Source organism: Klebsiella sp. DY2415 (assembly GCF_026314315.1).
Taxonomy (GTDB): Bacteria; Pseudomonadota; Gammaproteobacteria; order Enterobacterales; family Enterobacteriaceae; genus Klebsiella; species Klebsiella ornithinolytica.
This window is the reverse complement of the sequence record NZ_CP111115.1, coordinates 1512560-1526527: the sequence shown is the minus strand read 5'-3', so window position 1 is coordinate 1526527 and position 13968 is coordinate 1512560. Positions and strand designations below refer to the sequence as shown.

Genomic DNA, 13968 nt, shown 5'->3' with positions numbered 1-13968 from the left:
GAACGAGAGTAAACCGGGGAAGTGTGCCATAATCTCGCCGCCAGGAACATCATCACCGGGCCTCTGTACAGCAATACGGAAAGGATTAATATGACACAACCCGTTTCAGGTATGTCCGATCGTCCCCCGGGAACCGGCGCTTCCGTCGCCGGAGAGCCCGCGCTAACCATGCAACAACGTACCGTTCTCGAGCGACTGATTACGCGCCTGGTCGCGTTAACCTCGCAGCAGAACGCGGAAGTGTGGGCGGGAATCAAGCACGATCTGGGGCTCAAAGGCGATGCGCCGCTGCTGGCGTGCCACTTTAGCGCTGCCGAAAACAACCTGAATCAACGCGTAACCGTGGCGCAGCAAAATCACCATCAGCGCCAGATTCTGGCGCAGTTGAGCGAGTTGCTGAGTCAGGGGAACAACCGTCAGGCAGTGAGCGATTATATTCGCCAGCATTATGGGCAAACGACGCTGCATGCGCTGACGCAGGAGCAGTTGCAAAATATGCTGCAGCTCCTGCAAAACGGCCAGCTGTCGATCCCTCAGCCGCAGCAGCGCCAGCCGACTCTGCGCCCGCTGTTGCCCGCGGAGCACAACACGCTTAATCAGCAGGTAAGCCGTCTTGCCGCCGCAACCGGCGAACCCGGGAAACTGATCTGGCAGTCAATGCTGGAGCTGTGCGGTGTAAAAACCGGTGAGCTGATTCCGGCTACCCACTTCACTCCCCTCTCCTACTGGCTACAGGCGCGGCAGACGCTCAGCGCGCAGTCAGCCCCGACCCTGACCTCTCTGCAGGCGGCGCTGAAGCAGCCGCTGGAAGCGCAGGAGTGGCAAAAGATCGTCGATTTCGCCCAGCACAACTGGCACGTCACGCCGCAAACGGCGTTGAGCGCAACGCAGATTCTGACGCTGCTGAATAAGGTCTTTGTGCTTCGTGTCGCCCGGGCGCAAGAAACGCTGGCCATTCCCGCGCTGCCGCCGGAACCCTCTTCGCTCGTCGGGCGGCTCAAAAAGCCGGGAGTGATTGTTCTGGTATTGATACTGCTTATCGCTCTGCTCTGGCTGGTGATGTAATTCCGCGTTGCTGGCCGGCAGACAGGGTATCGGTGGCGGTTATCTTTATACTCAAACGCCCGCACGATGCGGGCGTTGGTGTCTTGATGAGGCAATTACCACCACACCTCGGCCTGCACGCCCAGCATCAATTCATCTTTGCTGTCGTCGTTGAACCGGTACTGTGACAGGTCGTTATCCAGAATATTGATATAGGTCCCGTAGAAACGAATTTCCGGTCGCGAACCTAACAGACTCGGCCCGACTTTCAGCGCATGATAGAGCGTCGTTTTATACGCCGATTCTTTCAAATCCTTGCCTTGCTCCGTTTTGTTTTTCTGCGCAAACCAGCCTAACTCCACCCCGGTCTGATTCCAGGTATCCCAAATCCACGCCGGACGAATCACCGCGCGGAAGCTGTCAAAATCGCTATGCGCGCCGCTTTCGTAACTGTAGATATCGTTCCCGTGCGACCAGACCAGCGCATTGGCCATAATCACGCGATCGGCCAGGTACATTTCGCCCTGTGAAATCAAACGTAAAGCGACGCCATTAGTATGATCGCCATAGTAGTAGCGCCCGTGAGCCATGGAGTTACTGGCGCCGGAGAAGTTCGAGAAACTGCTGGCATAAGCGTTATTCGCCACCTGGAGCGTAAATTCATTAAAGCCCTTACGCGCCAGCTCCTGACGGATGATCCCGGTGGCCATCCAGCTATCCTTGAGCGTAAAGTAGCTATTGTTCTCCTCGTTTTTCTCCTGTTCATCATTCTTGTTTGCAAAAGCATATTTGCCCATCAACGACAGCGAGCCGTTTTTCCACAGCGGAATGTTGCGATAGCGCAGATCCACCGAATTGGTGTTCATTTGTGTGGTCTGCGTGAAATCACGCGAATAAACATCCACATCATTGCGGCTGAGAGACGCGTCAAGCTGCCCGACGCCCAGCGCCCAGTTCTGGATCCCGACACCGGCTGCAACATCGGTGGTCAACGATTTCCAGTCAAGCATCTGGATTTCATACTCCGGCAGCTTGTGTTTACCGACCCAAAAATCAGCCTCCGGCGCAAACGGCAGGAATCCTTTGGTGGTGAGATAGATATCGCTGAACTGAAGAATATTTTCGTTATTGGTGTCGCCAAACCAGGCATCGTTATACTGCTCACCAACATTACCATCGTAGGTCACGACGGCGTTGGCGGTTTTCCCATCCTGGTTATAAACCCGCTGATTTAAGGTCAAATCAAACCAGCCGCTCATTTCATTACCAAAACGGCCCAGCGAACCCGCCGCATAGGTCTGCGACGACCCGTGATTTGAGGTGCCCCAGCCGGAACGTAGATAACCCTGATAGCTGAAGCCAATATCCTCTTTGACGAATTTGCTGAGATCCTTCATGGTCACGCTCTCAACTTTCGCCTTCTTGCCGTCGGTATTAATGACCGCCACCTGCTGTGTCGCTTTGACTTCTGCCGGCGCCGCCCGTTGGCTGATTTCATTATTTTCATTGGCGATATTTTCTGCCACCGGAGAGGTCGCCGTCGGGTAACCCGCGGTGACATTTCTTTGTTCATTCTCTTTTATACTTTTTTGCAACACGGCCACTTTATCTTTATATGTCGATAATTGTGATTGCGTTTTTTGCAATTCTTTTTTATTGGCTGATAATTCTGATTCCAGCAATTCAAGACGCTGTTCAATCGTTAATTTCGCTGCTAAAACAGCGGGTGACGAAATAGCCAGAAGTACCGATAGAGACAATAAGCTAACCTTCAATTGACTTGAATACATAGAGTACCTTGCATATTTTTATAATACGCCTTCAGCCGGATGACTGAAGGCAGGGAAAGTCAGGCAGAGATTTCTTGTCGCAGCGCAATAATTTCTTTGGCTAAGTCCTGGCACAGCATCGCGGTCATTAAATGGTCCTGCGCGTGAACCAGAATGAGATTGACGGTCATTTTCCCGCAGCCTTCATCCAGACCAATCAGCGCCGTTTGTATCTTGTGCGCCTCCCGGCAGGCCATTTCTGAGCTGGCCATTAGCGTCTCAACGGTCTCCCATTCCCGGCGGCGCGAGGCGGCGATGGCCTCCATTGCATCCGAGCGGGCCTGTCCGGCATGGATAAGCAGTTCCATCACCGTGCTTTCATCAGCAAACATATTTATTTCCCCACGTTTTTATTACTCAGCGGCCGCTGCGGTATTCACCTTGTTCGCCGCAATCACAAACGGTAAATAGATCAGCGTTGAAACAGCGAGGCACAGAATGCCGACAAAGAGCGCTAACCAGTTACCGCCGGTCCCAAAGAAGGCAATCAGCGGACCTGGCGTGGTCCACGGAACCGCATAGGCAATCGGCGGAATAAACTCCATGCTAATAAAGAAGTAACCAATCAACGAGTTAATGAAAGGAACCAGGATAAACGGAATCACCAGAATCGGGTTCAGGACGATCGGTAAACCAAACATCACCGGTTCGTTGATATTGAACAAACCCGGTACGAAGGCCATTTTCGCCAGATCGCGATAATCCTTACGCCGCGAAGCGATGAAGATGGCCAGCAGCAGCCCCAGCGTCATCCCCGAGCCGCCGCAGTTGGCGAACGCATCGTTGATGCCGGTCCAGGTTATCGGATAAGGCGCCCCCCATGTGGTGCCGTGTGAGGCCGCATAGGAGAGGTTTTCCAGATTCGCTTCCGAGAAAATAGTTTCCCGAATCGCCGCAACGGTATTGGGCCCGTGGATCCCCAGCACCCACAGGAAGTTTGCCACCAGCCCCAGAATCAGAACGGTGATAATGTTGGTCCCCATATCCTTCAGCGGCGCCTGAATCAGCGTATAGATCAGATCGTTAAGGCCGTTCGGCGAGATGCGGGTCAGCAGGTAGTTTATGATGGAAAAGAAAATCATCACAAAGAAGATCGGCAGCAGCACCTTGAACGAGCGCGCCACCGCCGGCGGTACCGCTGCCGGCATCGTAATGGTCACTTTCGGGTTACGCGCCAGCCGGCAAAAGACCTCGCTGGAGATCAGCGCAACGATAATGGCTACAAACAGCCCCTGCGGCCCGAGATATTTTGTCGTCAGATAAGCCTGACCATCGATGATGGTATAAGGTGTATAGACCACAAAAAAGGCGCCAATCGCCGTTAGTCCGCACAGCAGATCGTCCTGCTGGAAGCTAATCGCGATATTGCGCGCGACGAGAAAGGTAATCAATATTGCCATAATATTGACTGAGCCATTCATCACCGGGGTAAAAATTTGCTGCGCGTCAGCAAGATTCGGGAATATTGTTCCCAAATGTAAAATGCTGGCAATAAAACCATCAGGAGACAATATTGCAAAGTTAATTAAGATAATCAGCGAACTGGCCATCACGATTGGGAAGGATAAAATAAATGCATCCCGAATCGCCGATACGTGAATCTGAGAATTTAGTTTTATAGCCACGGGGACAAGGATTTTCTCCATGCCGCGTTCAAAGGCATTCATAAAACTCATGATGAACCCTTATTTTTATCGATAATCTGCGATAGCGCCCCAGCACTGGAGCAGAGGTATCCGGCGGCACGACGCTGAAATTCAGGCGTTAACCGGGGTAATAGACAAAGAATTATTTATTGGCCAGTAAGGTAAGCGCACTGTCTAACACCGCCGGGCCATCCATTTGCCCGTAATATTTCATATCAATAACCGCAACCGGCATTTTACCGTGAGCCACCTCTTCTATTTCACTTTTCTGGAAACGAACCTGCGGCCCTAATAAAACCACATCCACTGCGTTTTTTTTGATTTTTTCTTTGGCTTCAGAAATGGCCAGCGCATTGATATTTACCGCAATCCCTGACGCCGCAGCATGCTCCTGCATGCGTTTCACTAACATACTGGTGGACATCCCGGCAGCACAAACTAACAATATATTTTTCATTTTCCTTCCCTTTCCTGTTCATCAGTCTCAATTGACGAGCACTGTAATAATTGTTAATTTTCTTATCCGCAGTTGCGATCACAGTTAGCAAGAGAAAAGTTGTTCAGAAACCAGGAAAAAAATGAACGTGTTGGCGTAAATTTAACGATGCATAACAACAACCCAATGTTTTAAAAGGGATTATTGAGGTTCAAAAGTGGTTTATAAAAATGTAGTTAATTTACTGAAAAACAAAATTAATAGTCCGCTCTATAGCATTGGCGATCTTCTGCCATCAGAAAAAGAATTAGCAGAACTTTATGATGTTTCGCGAAATACACTACGTAAGGCGCTAAAGGCTCTGGAGGAGGAGGGTTTAATCGAGCGGCGACACGGTTCGGGGACCTGGATTAGAAATAAACATTTCCAGGCATCGGTGACGCATTTAGACAGTTTTACCGAAATTGCCCGCAACGAAGGCAAAACGCCCTCTAGTCAAATTCTCAAATTTGAATTGCAAACCGCCTCGCAAGAAATCGCGAAAGGTTTGCAGTTACAGCACGGTGAACTTGTATATTATGCTAAAAGATTGCGTTTTATCGATAACATTGCGATGCAATTAGAAGAAACCTGGCTCTCGGCAACGCGCTTTCCTGACCTGACCATCGCCCATATGAAAAAGTCGAAGTTCTCGTATATAGAAAACGAATGCGGGATACGAATTGACGGTTGCTACGAATCCATTGTGCCGATACTCCCCTCCCCGGAACTGGCCACGCTGCTGCATATCAGTACCAAAGATCCGATCATCAAAATGCAAACTCAGGCGATTGATGAGCAGCATCAGCCGATCGACTATTCCATTCTCTATACCAACATGTTTGAGTTTCAGGTGAAGTATTACCTTCCACGGAAAGCCCCCGGTCTCCCTCGCTGAAGACCGGGAATCACGTTATTGACGTAGGGAGAACAGCGTCATGAAAATGCCCAGAACCGCGCATATTGCCCCCGCCAGAAAAACAGAAGAGTAGCCCAGCGACGTGGCGAGCAGCCCGGCAAGCGGGCCGGTGACACCGTATGAAATATCCTGAAAGGCCGCATAGCCGCCGAGCGCGGTACCGCGAACCTGAGCCGGTACGCGTTTGACGACTTCAACGCCAAGGGACGGGAAGATGAGCGAGCAGCCGCAACCGGTCAACGCCGCACCGGCCAGGGCAACCCAGGCATCTGGCGCCAGCCACAGCAGCGTCAGGCCAATGGCCTCGATCAGCAGCGACACCATCGCCACTTTTATGCCGCCAAAGCGATCCGGCATCCAGCCAAACAGGATACGCATCAGCACAAAGGCGCCGCCAAACGCGGTCAGCGTGAAGCCCGCCATCGCCCAGCCGCGGCTGGCGAAATAGAGTGAGACAAAGGTACCAATCACGGCAAACCCCACCCCTTGCAGCCCCAGACCGATGCCCGGACGCCAGATCATACCGACGACGCTCCATAGCGATGGCCGTTCGCCGCCGTGCGCCGGAACTTTACTGACCGTACCATTGATTGCCAGCGCCAGCAGCGGTAGTCCCATCGTGACGCAGGCGAGAACCACAACGCCAAAATGCGAGTAGATCATCAGTCCCAGCGGCGCGCCCACGGCCAATGAGCCGTACATCGCCATCCCGTTCCAGGACATGACCTTGCCTGAACGCGCGGGGCCAACCAGCCCCAGTCCCCAGCTCAGGTTTCCGGTCAACAGCTGGCTTTCACCAAATCCGAGGATCAAACGCCCCAGTACCAGCAGCGCAAATTTGACCAGCACGGAAACCGGCAGTAACGCGGCCAGCAGCCACGCCGCCCCGGCTAATGCGCAGGCAAGCATACCCTGCAGCACCGAACGCTTGGCGCCATGTTGATCGGCCAGACGACCGGCGTAGCCACGGGTCAGCACCGTCGCCAGAAACTGAATGCCCACCGCTACGCCGACCAGCGTATTGCCGAAGCCCAGCTCATGGTGGACAAAGAGCGGGATCACGGGTAGCGGCAGGCCGACGGTCATATAGGTCAGAAAAACGGCAAAGGTAATACGAAATAATGGAATATTCGCTGACGAGGTATTTGTTGTTTCAGTCGCTGCGGACATGCTTTACTCCAGTTCGCAGAGTAAGGCGAGGTAGTAGCCACGCCCCCTCCACCTGATTATCAGGGTTAAGGCGCGTTGGTTGACGTTAAACGCTTACGCATTACCGGGGGGATAATGTTTCGCAGCAGTTTGCCTGTAGAGGTCCGGCTCTGTCAAGCCGACAAAAAGGGAGCCCGCAGGCTAATGGCGATGGTTTCAGGATCGGTTGAACGATCCGGCGAAGGTATAAGTATCCGTCATCTCAAAGAGATTACCGTTTTTGATGCGGCGCTGTCAGATTTTCAACACTCTGCAGGAGTCTCTCTCCTTTAGGCCGCGGTTGAGCCAGGGATGTCGTTTTTACGCTGGTTTGCGCGAGAGGGGTTTCGTACTCTGGAGCATGTGTTCCGTGGGATATTCCGTTCACTTTTGCGGTATGTTCCGTGCACGATGCATCCGCCACTGTTCTCACACCCGCTGCGGGTGAACGGCATGGCGGGCGTTTCGCTCGCCCCCATGCCCCCCGGCATTGCGCTGAAAACGGCCGCTGCGCGGTATGCTCCACTCCGGCTTCATCTGGCGGACCGGGCCGGACTCCCCCTGTCTCGACCTGCCCTCTGGCCGCCTTACAGGGAGGTTACCTCTTGCCGTCCCCGAACAGCCAGACGGCGGAGACGAAGGTATCGCGTCGCGACGATTTTCCTGCCGCAATGCCGGCGAAACCGGCCCTGGGCCGTTCACCTGCAGCGCAGGAAACAGAAATACGCGGGACTCATGGTGAACGGAATATTCCGCCGTTCTGGCAACAACAAACGTTGGCGCCAACCACCGTTTACCGGCATCGCCCTGGCCTGCGATAAGCAAAAAAAATGCGGGTCACCTTTCAGTGACCCGCATTAGCCCGCAGGCTACCTTTTGACATACCGGTTGGATAACCAGCCGATTATGCCGTGTGTTTACGCATCACCAGCGTGGCGTTGGTGCCGCCGAAACCGAAGCTGTTGGACATCACGGTCGTCAGCGCTTGTTCAGTCGGTTTGGTGACGATGTTCAGACCCGCCGCCTGCTCATCCATCTCTTCGATGTTAATGCTTGGCGCAATAAAGCCATGTTCCAGCATCAGCAGAGAGTAGATCGCTTCCTGCACGCCCGCGGCGCCCAGAGAGTGGCCGGTCATCGCTTTGGTCGCAGAGATAGCCGGGCTGTGGTCGCCGAAGACTTCGCGAATGGCACCCAGTTCTTTCACGTCACCGACCGGAGTCGAGGTTCCGTGGGAGTTCAGGTAGTCAATCGGCGTGTCTACACCGGCCATTGCCTGTTTCATACAACGTACTGCGCCCTCACCAGACGGAGCAACCATGTCCGCACCGTCAGACGTTGCGCCGTAGCCGACCACTTCGGCATAGATGTGCGCGCCGCGCGCCAGAGCATGCTCCAGCTCCTCAACCACAACCATACCGCCGCCGCCGGCGATAACAAAACCGTCGCGGTGCGCATCATAAGTGCGGGACGCTTTATCCGGCGTTTCGTTGTATTTGGTGGACAGTGCGCCCATGGCGTCGAATTCACAGGCCATTTCCCAGCACAGCTCTTCGCCGCCGCCAGCAAAAACGATGTCCTGTTTGCCAAGCTGAATTTGTTCAACCGCGCTGCCGATACAGTGAGCTGAAGTCGCGCAAGCGGAGCTGATAGAATAGTTCACACCGTGGATTTTGAACGGAGTGGCGAGGCAAGCGGATACCGCAGAAGCCATCGCTTTGGTCACAACGTAAGGACCAACTGCTTTCAGGCCGCGTGGGCTACGCATCGCATCTGCGCCAAACACCTGAGATTTTGAAGAACCGCCGGAACCGGCAATCAGGCCTACGCGAGGGTTGTTCTGATAAACTTCTTCTTTCAGTCCAGCATCGGCTACAGCCTGCTGCATAGAGAGATAAGCATAGATAGAGGCATCGTTCATGAAACGGACCACTTTGCGGTCGATAAGACCTGTGGTGTCCAGTTTAACGTTACCCCACACGTGGCTGCGCATACCAGAATCTTTGAATTCTTGAGAGAAAGTGATCCCCGAGCGCCCTTCACGCAGAGATTCCAGGACTTCCTGCTGGTTGTTACCGATGCTGGAAACGATGCCCAGGCCAGTAATCACTGCACGTTTCATTCAATACCTCTGTAAGTCACACTATTTTAAGTTTCGAGTCGCACAATAGCGTACACTTGTACGCCGAACAAGTCCGATCAGCCATTTTGTGTATAAATTTGCGCCCCCCGGCACACATCGTTAAGATCGTTCTACGCCTTGAGATTCGAGTAACTTACGTGAAACAAAACGCCATACAACCTGCCAACCTGGAATTCAACGCTGAGGGTACACCTGTTTCCCGAGATTTCGATGACGTGTACTTTTCCAATGACAATGGTCTGGAAGAGACGCGCTACGTTTTCCTCGGCGGCAACCGCCTCGATGCACGCTTCCCGGCCCATCCACACCCGCTGTTTGTGGTCGCCGAGAGCGGGTTCGGCACCGGTCTCAACTTCCTGACACTTTGGCAGGCGTTTGATGTTTTTCGCCGCGATAATCCTGAAGCTACCCTGCAAAGGTTACATTTCATCAGTTTCGAAAAATTTCCGCTGACCTCCGCCGATCTACGACGGGCTCATCAGCACTGGCCGGAACTGGCGCCGTGGGCAGAACAATTACAGGCGCAGTGGCCGCTGGCGATCGCTGGCTGCCATCGTCTGCTGCTGGATGACGGACGCATCACGCTGGATTTGTGGTTCGGGGATATCAACACGCTGACCCACGAGCTCGATGATTCGCTGAATCAGCAGGTCGACGCCTGGTTTCTTGATGGTTTCGCACCGGCGAAAAATCCGGATATGTGGACACCGGAGCTGTTCGGGGCAATGGCCCGCCTGGCCAGACCGGGCGGCACGCTGGCCACCTTTACCTCCGCCGGTTTTGTCCGTCGCGGCCTGCAGGAAGCAGGCTTTACCATGCAGAAACGTAAAGGGTTCGGCCGCAAACGCGAAATGCTGATCGGTGAAATGACCCGGACGCTGAATATCCCCGCCCGCACGCCCTGGTTTGCACGAACCGGTAGCCAGCAACGCGATGCGGCGATTGTCGGTGGCGGTATCGCCAGCGCCCTGCTTGCGCTCGCGCTGCTCCGCCGCGGCTGGCAAGTCACCTTGTACTGCGCGGATAACGCCCCGGCTGAAGGCGCATCCGGTAACCGCCAGGGAGCGCTCTATCCTCTGCTTAGCCAGCACGATCCGGCGCTGGCCCGCTTCTTCCCGGCGGCATTTACCTTCGCCCGCCGCCTGTATGACGCCCTTCCGATCATGTTCGACCATCAGTGGTGCGGCGTCACCCAGCTTGCCTGGGACGAAAAGAGCGCACAGAAAATCGCGCAGATGCTGGCACTCGACCTGCCGGAAGAGATTGCTGCGGCCGTCAGCGCGCAAACCGTCGCGCAGATCGCCGGCGTCGAAACCGGCTGCGGTGGAATCACCTATCCCTCCGGGGGCTGGCTCTATCCGCAGCAGCTGACGGCAGAACTTTTTGCGCTGGCGGCAACCCGGGGCCTGCGCACCCGATATCAGGTTAAGGTCACAACGCTGGCTGCTGACCATGACGGCTGGCAGCTCAATGAGCAGCTGCGTCATGAGGTGGTGGTGCTGGCAAACGGCCATCATCTGACCGACTTCCCTCAGACTGCGCGGCTGCCGGCGTATCCGGTGGCAGGACAGGTGAGCCATATTCCGACCACGCCTGCGCTGTCCGCTTTGCGCCAGGTATTGTGCTACGACGGCTACCTGACGCCACAAAACCCACGTTATCAGCAGCACTGCATCGGGGCCAGCTACCACCGCGGACAGACGGAGGCGACCTTTAGCGCCGATGATCAACAGCAAAACCGCCAACGGCTGATCGACTGCTTCCCGCAGGCAGCATGGGTGCAGGAGGTAGATACCCGCGGAAATGACGCCCGCTGCGGCGTGCGCTGCGCCACCCGCGATCACCTACCGATGGTGGGCAATGTACCGGATTATGACGCCACGTTATCGCAGTACGCGACGCTGGCCGAACACCAGACGCAGGCGCCGACGGCACCGGTTTACCGCAATCTGTTCGTGCTGGGGGCGCTGGGTTCGCGCGGGCTATGCTCCGCCCCGCTGACGGCGGAAATACTGGCGGCGCAGATGAGCCACGAACCGCTGCCGCTGGACCGAGAGACGCTGGCGGCGCTGAATCCGAATCGATTATGGGTGCGGAAGCTGCTGAAGGGAAAAGCGGTGAAATAAGCCGAACGGCGGCGATCGCCGTCGGTTGGGACAAAAAGCCGCGCGACATCAGGGCGATACCCGGCGTCACGCGACCTGGCCTGTTTTTCAGGCCAGGCAGTCAGGGGATTATTGCTTTGCCCGCTGATACAAATTATTCCACATTCCCTGCACCAGAATCTGGTCCGGCGGCGACAGTTCGCCTGCGCCGATCGCTTTCTCCAGGCTGCGAATCACCCGATCGTTGATGGCTTTCGCAGAGTGATCGTCCCCTCCTTCCAGCTCGGCTACCGCCAGCGTCAGGTGGCCGCGCAGATAGCCGCTGGCAAACAGTTCATCATCACTGGCGTGGTCTACCATTTCATCAATCAACGCCAGAATGCGTGATTCAAACTCCGCGAGCATTGTCTTTCCTCTTCTAGTGTCAAACGTGGCTTTATTGCAGGTCTTCCGGCCACGGGAATTGTTCTGCCGTCAGTGGCGGCGTCTGATAATATTCTTGTAACGCGCGGATAAACCGCGCCGGACGTTCAGGGATCCCTTGCTCCAGCAAGGTCATAACCTGTGCATGAACCCGCCGCTGAAAGGCAATGCGGTCAGGCTCGAAGTCGCCCTCCAGATTGTCACAGCTCACGTTGAACGGAAAACCTGCCGCCACGCAAAACAGCCAGTCCAGCGCCTGCGGTTTCACCTCAACATCTTCAAACTGACACTGGGTCATGGCATCACGGCCATCCGGGCAGTACCAGTAGCCGAAATCAACCTGCTCGCGACGCGCTTTGCCCGCGATGCACCAGTGGGAAATCTCATGCAGGCCGCTGGCGTAAAAGCCATGGGCAAACACAATGCGGTTATACGGCACGTCGCTATCTGCCGGAAGATAGATCGGTTCGTCATCGCCTTTAATCAGACGGGTATTAAAATCATCGGCAAAGCAGCCGTCAAAAATAGCGATCAGCTGCTGATAATGGTGTTGCTGTTGCATTAATGAATTCCCAACCACTGAAGAATTTCAGCACCGTGGCTGTCATAAAGAAGTTTCGCGCTCATCACGGCGGAGACAACCACAATCATCGGACGAATCAACGATTGTCCTTTACTCAGAACCAGACGTGAGCCGGCGCGGGCGCCAATAAACTGCCCCGCCATCATCACGAAACCGGTCGCCCAAATCACTTTGCCGCCAATGATAAACAGCAATAGCCCACCGACGTTAGAGGTCGCGTTCAGCACTTTGGCGTGAGCGGTGGATTTGGCGAGGTTAAACCCGGCAAGAGTGACGAAAGCCAACGCATAGAAAGAGCCCGCGCCTGGACCGAAGAAACCATCATAAAAACCTACGCAGCCGCCGGCGATCAGGGCAAACGGCAGGCCGTACAGCCGACGCTGACGGTCTGCTTCGCCTAATTTTGGCATCAGCAGGAAGTACAGGCCAATGCCGATCACCAGCACCGGCAGGATCTGGCGCAGAATATCGGACTGGACGTGCTGCACCAGCAGCGCACCGGTGGTTGAGCCGATAAACGTCATCAGGATATTGAGCTTCTGATCCGCCAGGTTCACCACCTTGCGGCGGATAAAATAGAGCGACGCGGAAAGCGATCCCCCGCAGGCCTGCAGCTTGTTGGTCGCCAGCGCCTGCGCCGGAGGCAGCCCTGCCGCCATCAGCGCCGGAACCGTCAACAGCCCGCCGCCGCCCGCCAGGGAATCAATAAATCCCGCCAGAACAGCCACGAAAAAAAGCGCCACCAGTACCGTCGGCGACACCATAAACAGCTCAATAAAGCTTTCCATTACAGCACATGCTCATCCAGTAGCGCCTGGCAGGAAGGCGGCAGCGGAGGCGGCGTCTTCTTCACAGGAGAGGTTGTTCCGGGTTTTGGGGGTTCAAACCAGCTTTGTAGCTCGGCACCGCAGCCATCGCCCGGTGGCGGTGGCGCCTGTTCTTCGCACTCCAGGCTGCCCGCCGGACAGCGCAGACGAACGTGCATATGTGCACGATGCTGGAACCATGGCCGGACTTTGCGCAGCCACCCGCGATCGTTGCCAGCATCCAGACAGAGCTGCTGCTTGATTGCCGGATTAACAAAGATGCGCGTGACGTCGTTATCTTCTGCCGCTAGCTTAATCAGATGGCTGATTTGCGGGCTCCACAGCGACGGCACCACGCGCTTGCCGTCGCGAGCCACCAGATCCAGCGCCTGTGGTTTCAGGAGCTGCGCTGAACTCCAGCGCGTCTGCGGGAGCTGAAGGAAAATATCAACATCCAGCCCGCTCTGGTGACTGGCATGACCGCCGTTAAAGCGTCCGCCCGCTGGCATCCCCATATCGCCAATCAACAGCGTCCCCATTCCCTGACTCTGCACCTGATTGCCCAGACGCTGAATAAACTGGATCAGGTCCGGATGGCCGAAGTAGCGGCGCTGGTCGGTGCGCATGACCTGATAACTGGTCGCGCTCAGCGGCAGCGCCTGCGCGCCGACGATACAGCCGTTGGCAAATGCGCCAATTGACTGCGCGCTGCCGCTAATCGGCTGGGTGATTTTTTGCCACGGCGTCGCCGCAAGGCAGGCAGAGCTGGCGACCAGCGCCAGCAGAGCGATAACGGTTTTTTTCATC

Annotated in this window: 13 protein-coding genes; 3 read left to right on the top strand and 10 right to left on the bottom strand. The window is 55.3% G+C overall.

Going from position 1 to position 13968, the window contains the following annotated elements; all coding sequences use genetic code 11:
* Positions 1-90 precede the first annotated feature (90 nt).
* Positions 91-1065, top strand: coding sequence for a flagella biosynthesis regulator Flk (gene flk / locus OQV00_RS07240; RefSeq protein ID WP_044023501.1), 975 nt, complete (start codon positions 91-93; stop codon positions 1063-1065).
* A 95-nt stretch (positions 1066-1160) separates the two neighbouring features.
* Here the strand turns inward: flk and OQV00_RS07235 are convergent, their stop codons facing one another.
* From OQV00_RS07235 to OQV00_RS07220, 4 genes are all read right to left on the bottom strand, one after another.
* Complete coding sequence (locus OQV00_RS07235) at positions 1161-2834, bottom strand: carbohydrate porin (RefSeq protein ID WP_128320482.1); 1674 nt, start codon at positions 2832-2834, stop codon at positions 1161-1163.
* Positions 2835-2893: 59 nt separating this feature from the next.
* Positions 2894-3205 carry a PTS lactose/cellobiose transporter subunit IIA gene (locus tag OQV00_RS07230; protein ID WP_004865228.1) on the bottom strand — a complete coding sequence of 104 codons (312 nt, stop codon included), beginning with the start codon at positions 3203-3205 and terminating at the stop codon, positions 2894-2896.
* Positions 3206-3226: 21 nt separating this feature from the next.
* On the bottom strand, positions 3227-4549 hold the full coding sequence (locus OQV00_RS07225; protein ID WP_064368171.1) for a PTS sugar transporter subunit IIC: 1323 nt from the start codon (positions 4547-4549) through the stop codon (positions 3227-3229).
* Between the two features lie 112 nt (positions 4550-4661).
* Positions 4662-4976: a PTS sugar transporter subunit IIB gene (locus OQV00_RS07220; protein ID WP_004865232.1), complete on the bottom strand. Its 315-nt coding sequence runs from the start codon at positions 4974-4976 to the stop codon at positions 4662-4664.
* Positions 4977-5172: 196 nt separating this feature from the next.
* On the opposite strand from OQV00_RS07220, the gene OQV00_RS07215 reads away from it, so the two are divergent.
* The gene (locus tag OQV00_RS07215) at positions 5173-5892 is read left to right on the top strand and encodes a GntR family transcriptional regulator (RefSeq protein ID WP_004865235.1); all 720 of its coding nucleotides are present in this window, start codon (positions 5173-5175) and stop codon (positions 5890-5892) included.
* 15 nt (positions 5893-5907) lie between these two features.
* Here the strand turns inward: OQV00_RS07215 and OQV00_RS07210 are convergent, their stop codons facing one another.
* On the bottom strand, positions 5908-7083 hold the full coding sequence (locus OQV00_RS07210) for an MFS transporter (protein ID WP_004865239.1): 1176 nt from the start codon (positions 7081-7083) through the stop codon (positions 5908-5910).
* 922 nt (positions 7084-8005) lie between these two features.
* On the bottom strand, positions 8006-9223 hold the full coding sequence (gene fabB / locus OQV00_RS07205; RefSeq protein ID WP_004865242.1) for a beta-ketoacyl-ACP synthase I: 1218 nt from the start codon (positions 9221-9223) through the stop codon (positions 8006-8008).
* Between the two features lie 158 nt (positions 9224-9381).
* Here fabB and mnmC point away from each other — a divergent pair, with 158 nt between their 5' ends.
* A complete protein-coding gene (gene mnmC, locus OQV00_RS07200) occupies positions 9382-11370 on the top strand; it encodes a bifunctional tRNA (5-methylaminomethyl-2-thiouridine)(34)-methyltransferase MnmC2/FAD-dependent 5-carboxymethylaminomethyl-2-thiouridine(34) oxidoreductase MnmC1 (RefSeq protein WP_015583760.1) in 1989 nt (662 codons plus the stop codon).
* A 108-nt stretch (positions 11371-11478) separates the two neighbouring features.
* Here the strand turns inward: mnmC and OQV00_RS07195 are convergent, their stop codons facing one another.
* From OQV00_RS07195 to mepA, 4 genes are read right to left on the bottom strand one after another with little or no spacing between them, the layout of a single operon-like run.
* On the bottom strand, positions 11479-11754 hold the full coding sequence (locus OQV00_RS07195) for a YfcL family protein (protein WP_004865246.1): 276 nt from the start codon (positions 11752-11754) through the stop codon (positions 11479-11481).
* Between the two features lie 31 nt (positions 11755-11785).
* Positions 11786-12334, bottom strand: coding sequence for an elongation factor P hydroxylase (locus OQV00_RS07190; RefSeq protein WP_004865249.1), 549 nt, complete (start codon positions 12332-12334; stop codon positions 11786-11788).
* The gene (locus OQV00_RS07185; protein ID WP_004865251.1) at positions 12334-13143 is read right to left on the bottom strand and encodes a sulfite exporter TauE/SafE family protein; all 810 of its coding nucleotides are present in this window, start codon (positions 13141-13143) and stop codon (positions 12334-12336) included. The genes OQV00_RS07190 and OQV00_RS07185 overlap by 1 nt, the downstream gene beginning before the upstream one ends.
* Complete coding sequence (gene mepA / locus OQV00_RS07180; RefSeq protein WP_004865256.1) at positions 13143-13967, bottom strand: penicillin-insensitive murein endopeptidase; 825 nt, start codon at positions 13965-13967, stop codon at positions 13143-13145. The genes OQV00_RS07185 and mepA overlap by 1 nt, the downstream gene beginning before the upstream one ends.
* Position 13968: the final 1 nt, after the last annotated feature.

Bases quoted from the DNA above. Each gene is read 5' to 3' on its own strand.
- flk (WP_044023501.1), top strand. From the start codon at position 91: ATGACACAACCCGTTTCAGGTATGTCCGATCGTCCCCCGGGAACCGGC.
- OQV00_RS07235 (WP_128320482.1), bottom strand. From the start codon at position 2,834: ATGTATTCAAGTCAATTGAAGGTTAGCTTATTGTCTCTATCGGTACTT.
- OQV00_RS07230 (WP_004865228.1), bottom strand. From the start codon at position 3,205: ATGTTTGCTGATGAAAGCACGGTGATGGAACTGCTTATCCATGCCGGA.
- OQV00_RS07225 (WP_064368171.1), bottom strand. From the start codon at position 4,549: ATGAGTTTTATGAATGCCTTTGAACGCGGCATGGAGAAAATCCTTGTC.
- OQV00_RS07220 (WP_004865232.1), bottom strand. From the start codon at position 4,976: ATGAAAAATATATTGTTAGTTTGTGCTGCCGGGATGTCCACCAGTATG.
- OQV00_RS07210 (WP_004865239.1), bottom strand. From the start codon at position 7,083: ATGTCCGCAGCGACTGAAACAACAAATACCTCGTCAGCGAATATTCCA.
- fabB (WP_004865242.1), bottom strand. From the start codon at position 9,223: ATGAAACGTGCAGTGATTACTGGCCTGGGCATCGTTTCCAGCATCGGT.
- OQV00_RS07195 (WP_004865246.1), bottom strand. From the start codon at position 11,754: ATGCTCGCGGAGTTTGAATCACGCATTCTGGCGTTGATTGATGAAATG.
- OQV00_RS07190 (WP_004865249.1), bottom strand. From the start codon at position 12,334: ATGCAACAGCAACACCATTATCAGCAGCTGATCGCTATTTTTGACGGC.
- OQV00_RS07185 (WP_004865251.1), bottom strand. From the start codon at position 13,143: ATGGAAAGCTTTATTGAGCTGTTTATGGTGTCGCCGACGGTACTGGTG.
- mepA (WP_004865256.1), bottom strand. From the start codon at position 13,967: ATGAAAAAAACCGTTATCGCTCTGCTGGCGCTGGTCGCCAGCTCTGCC.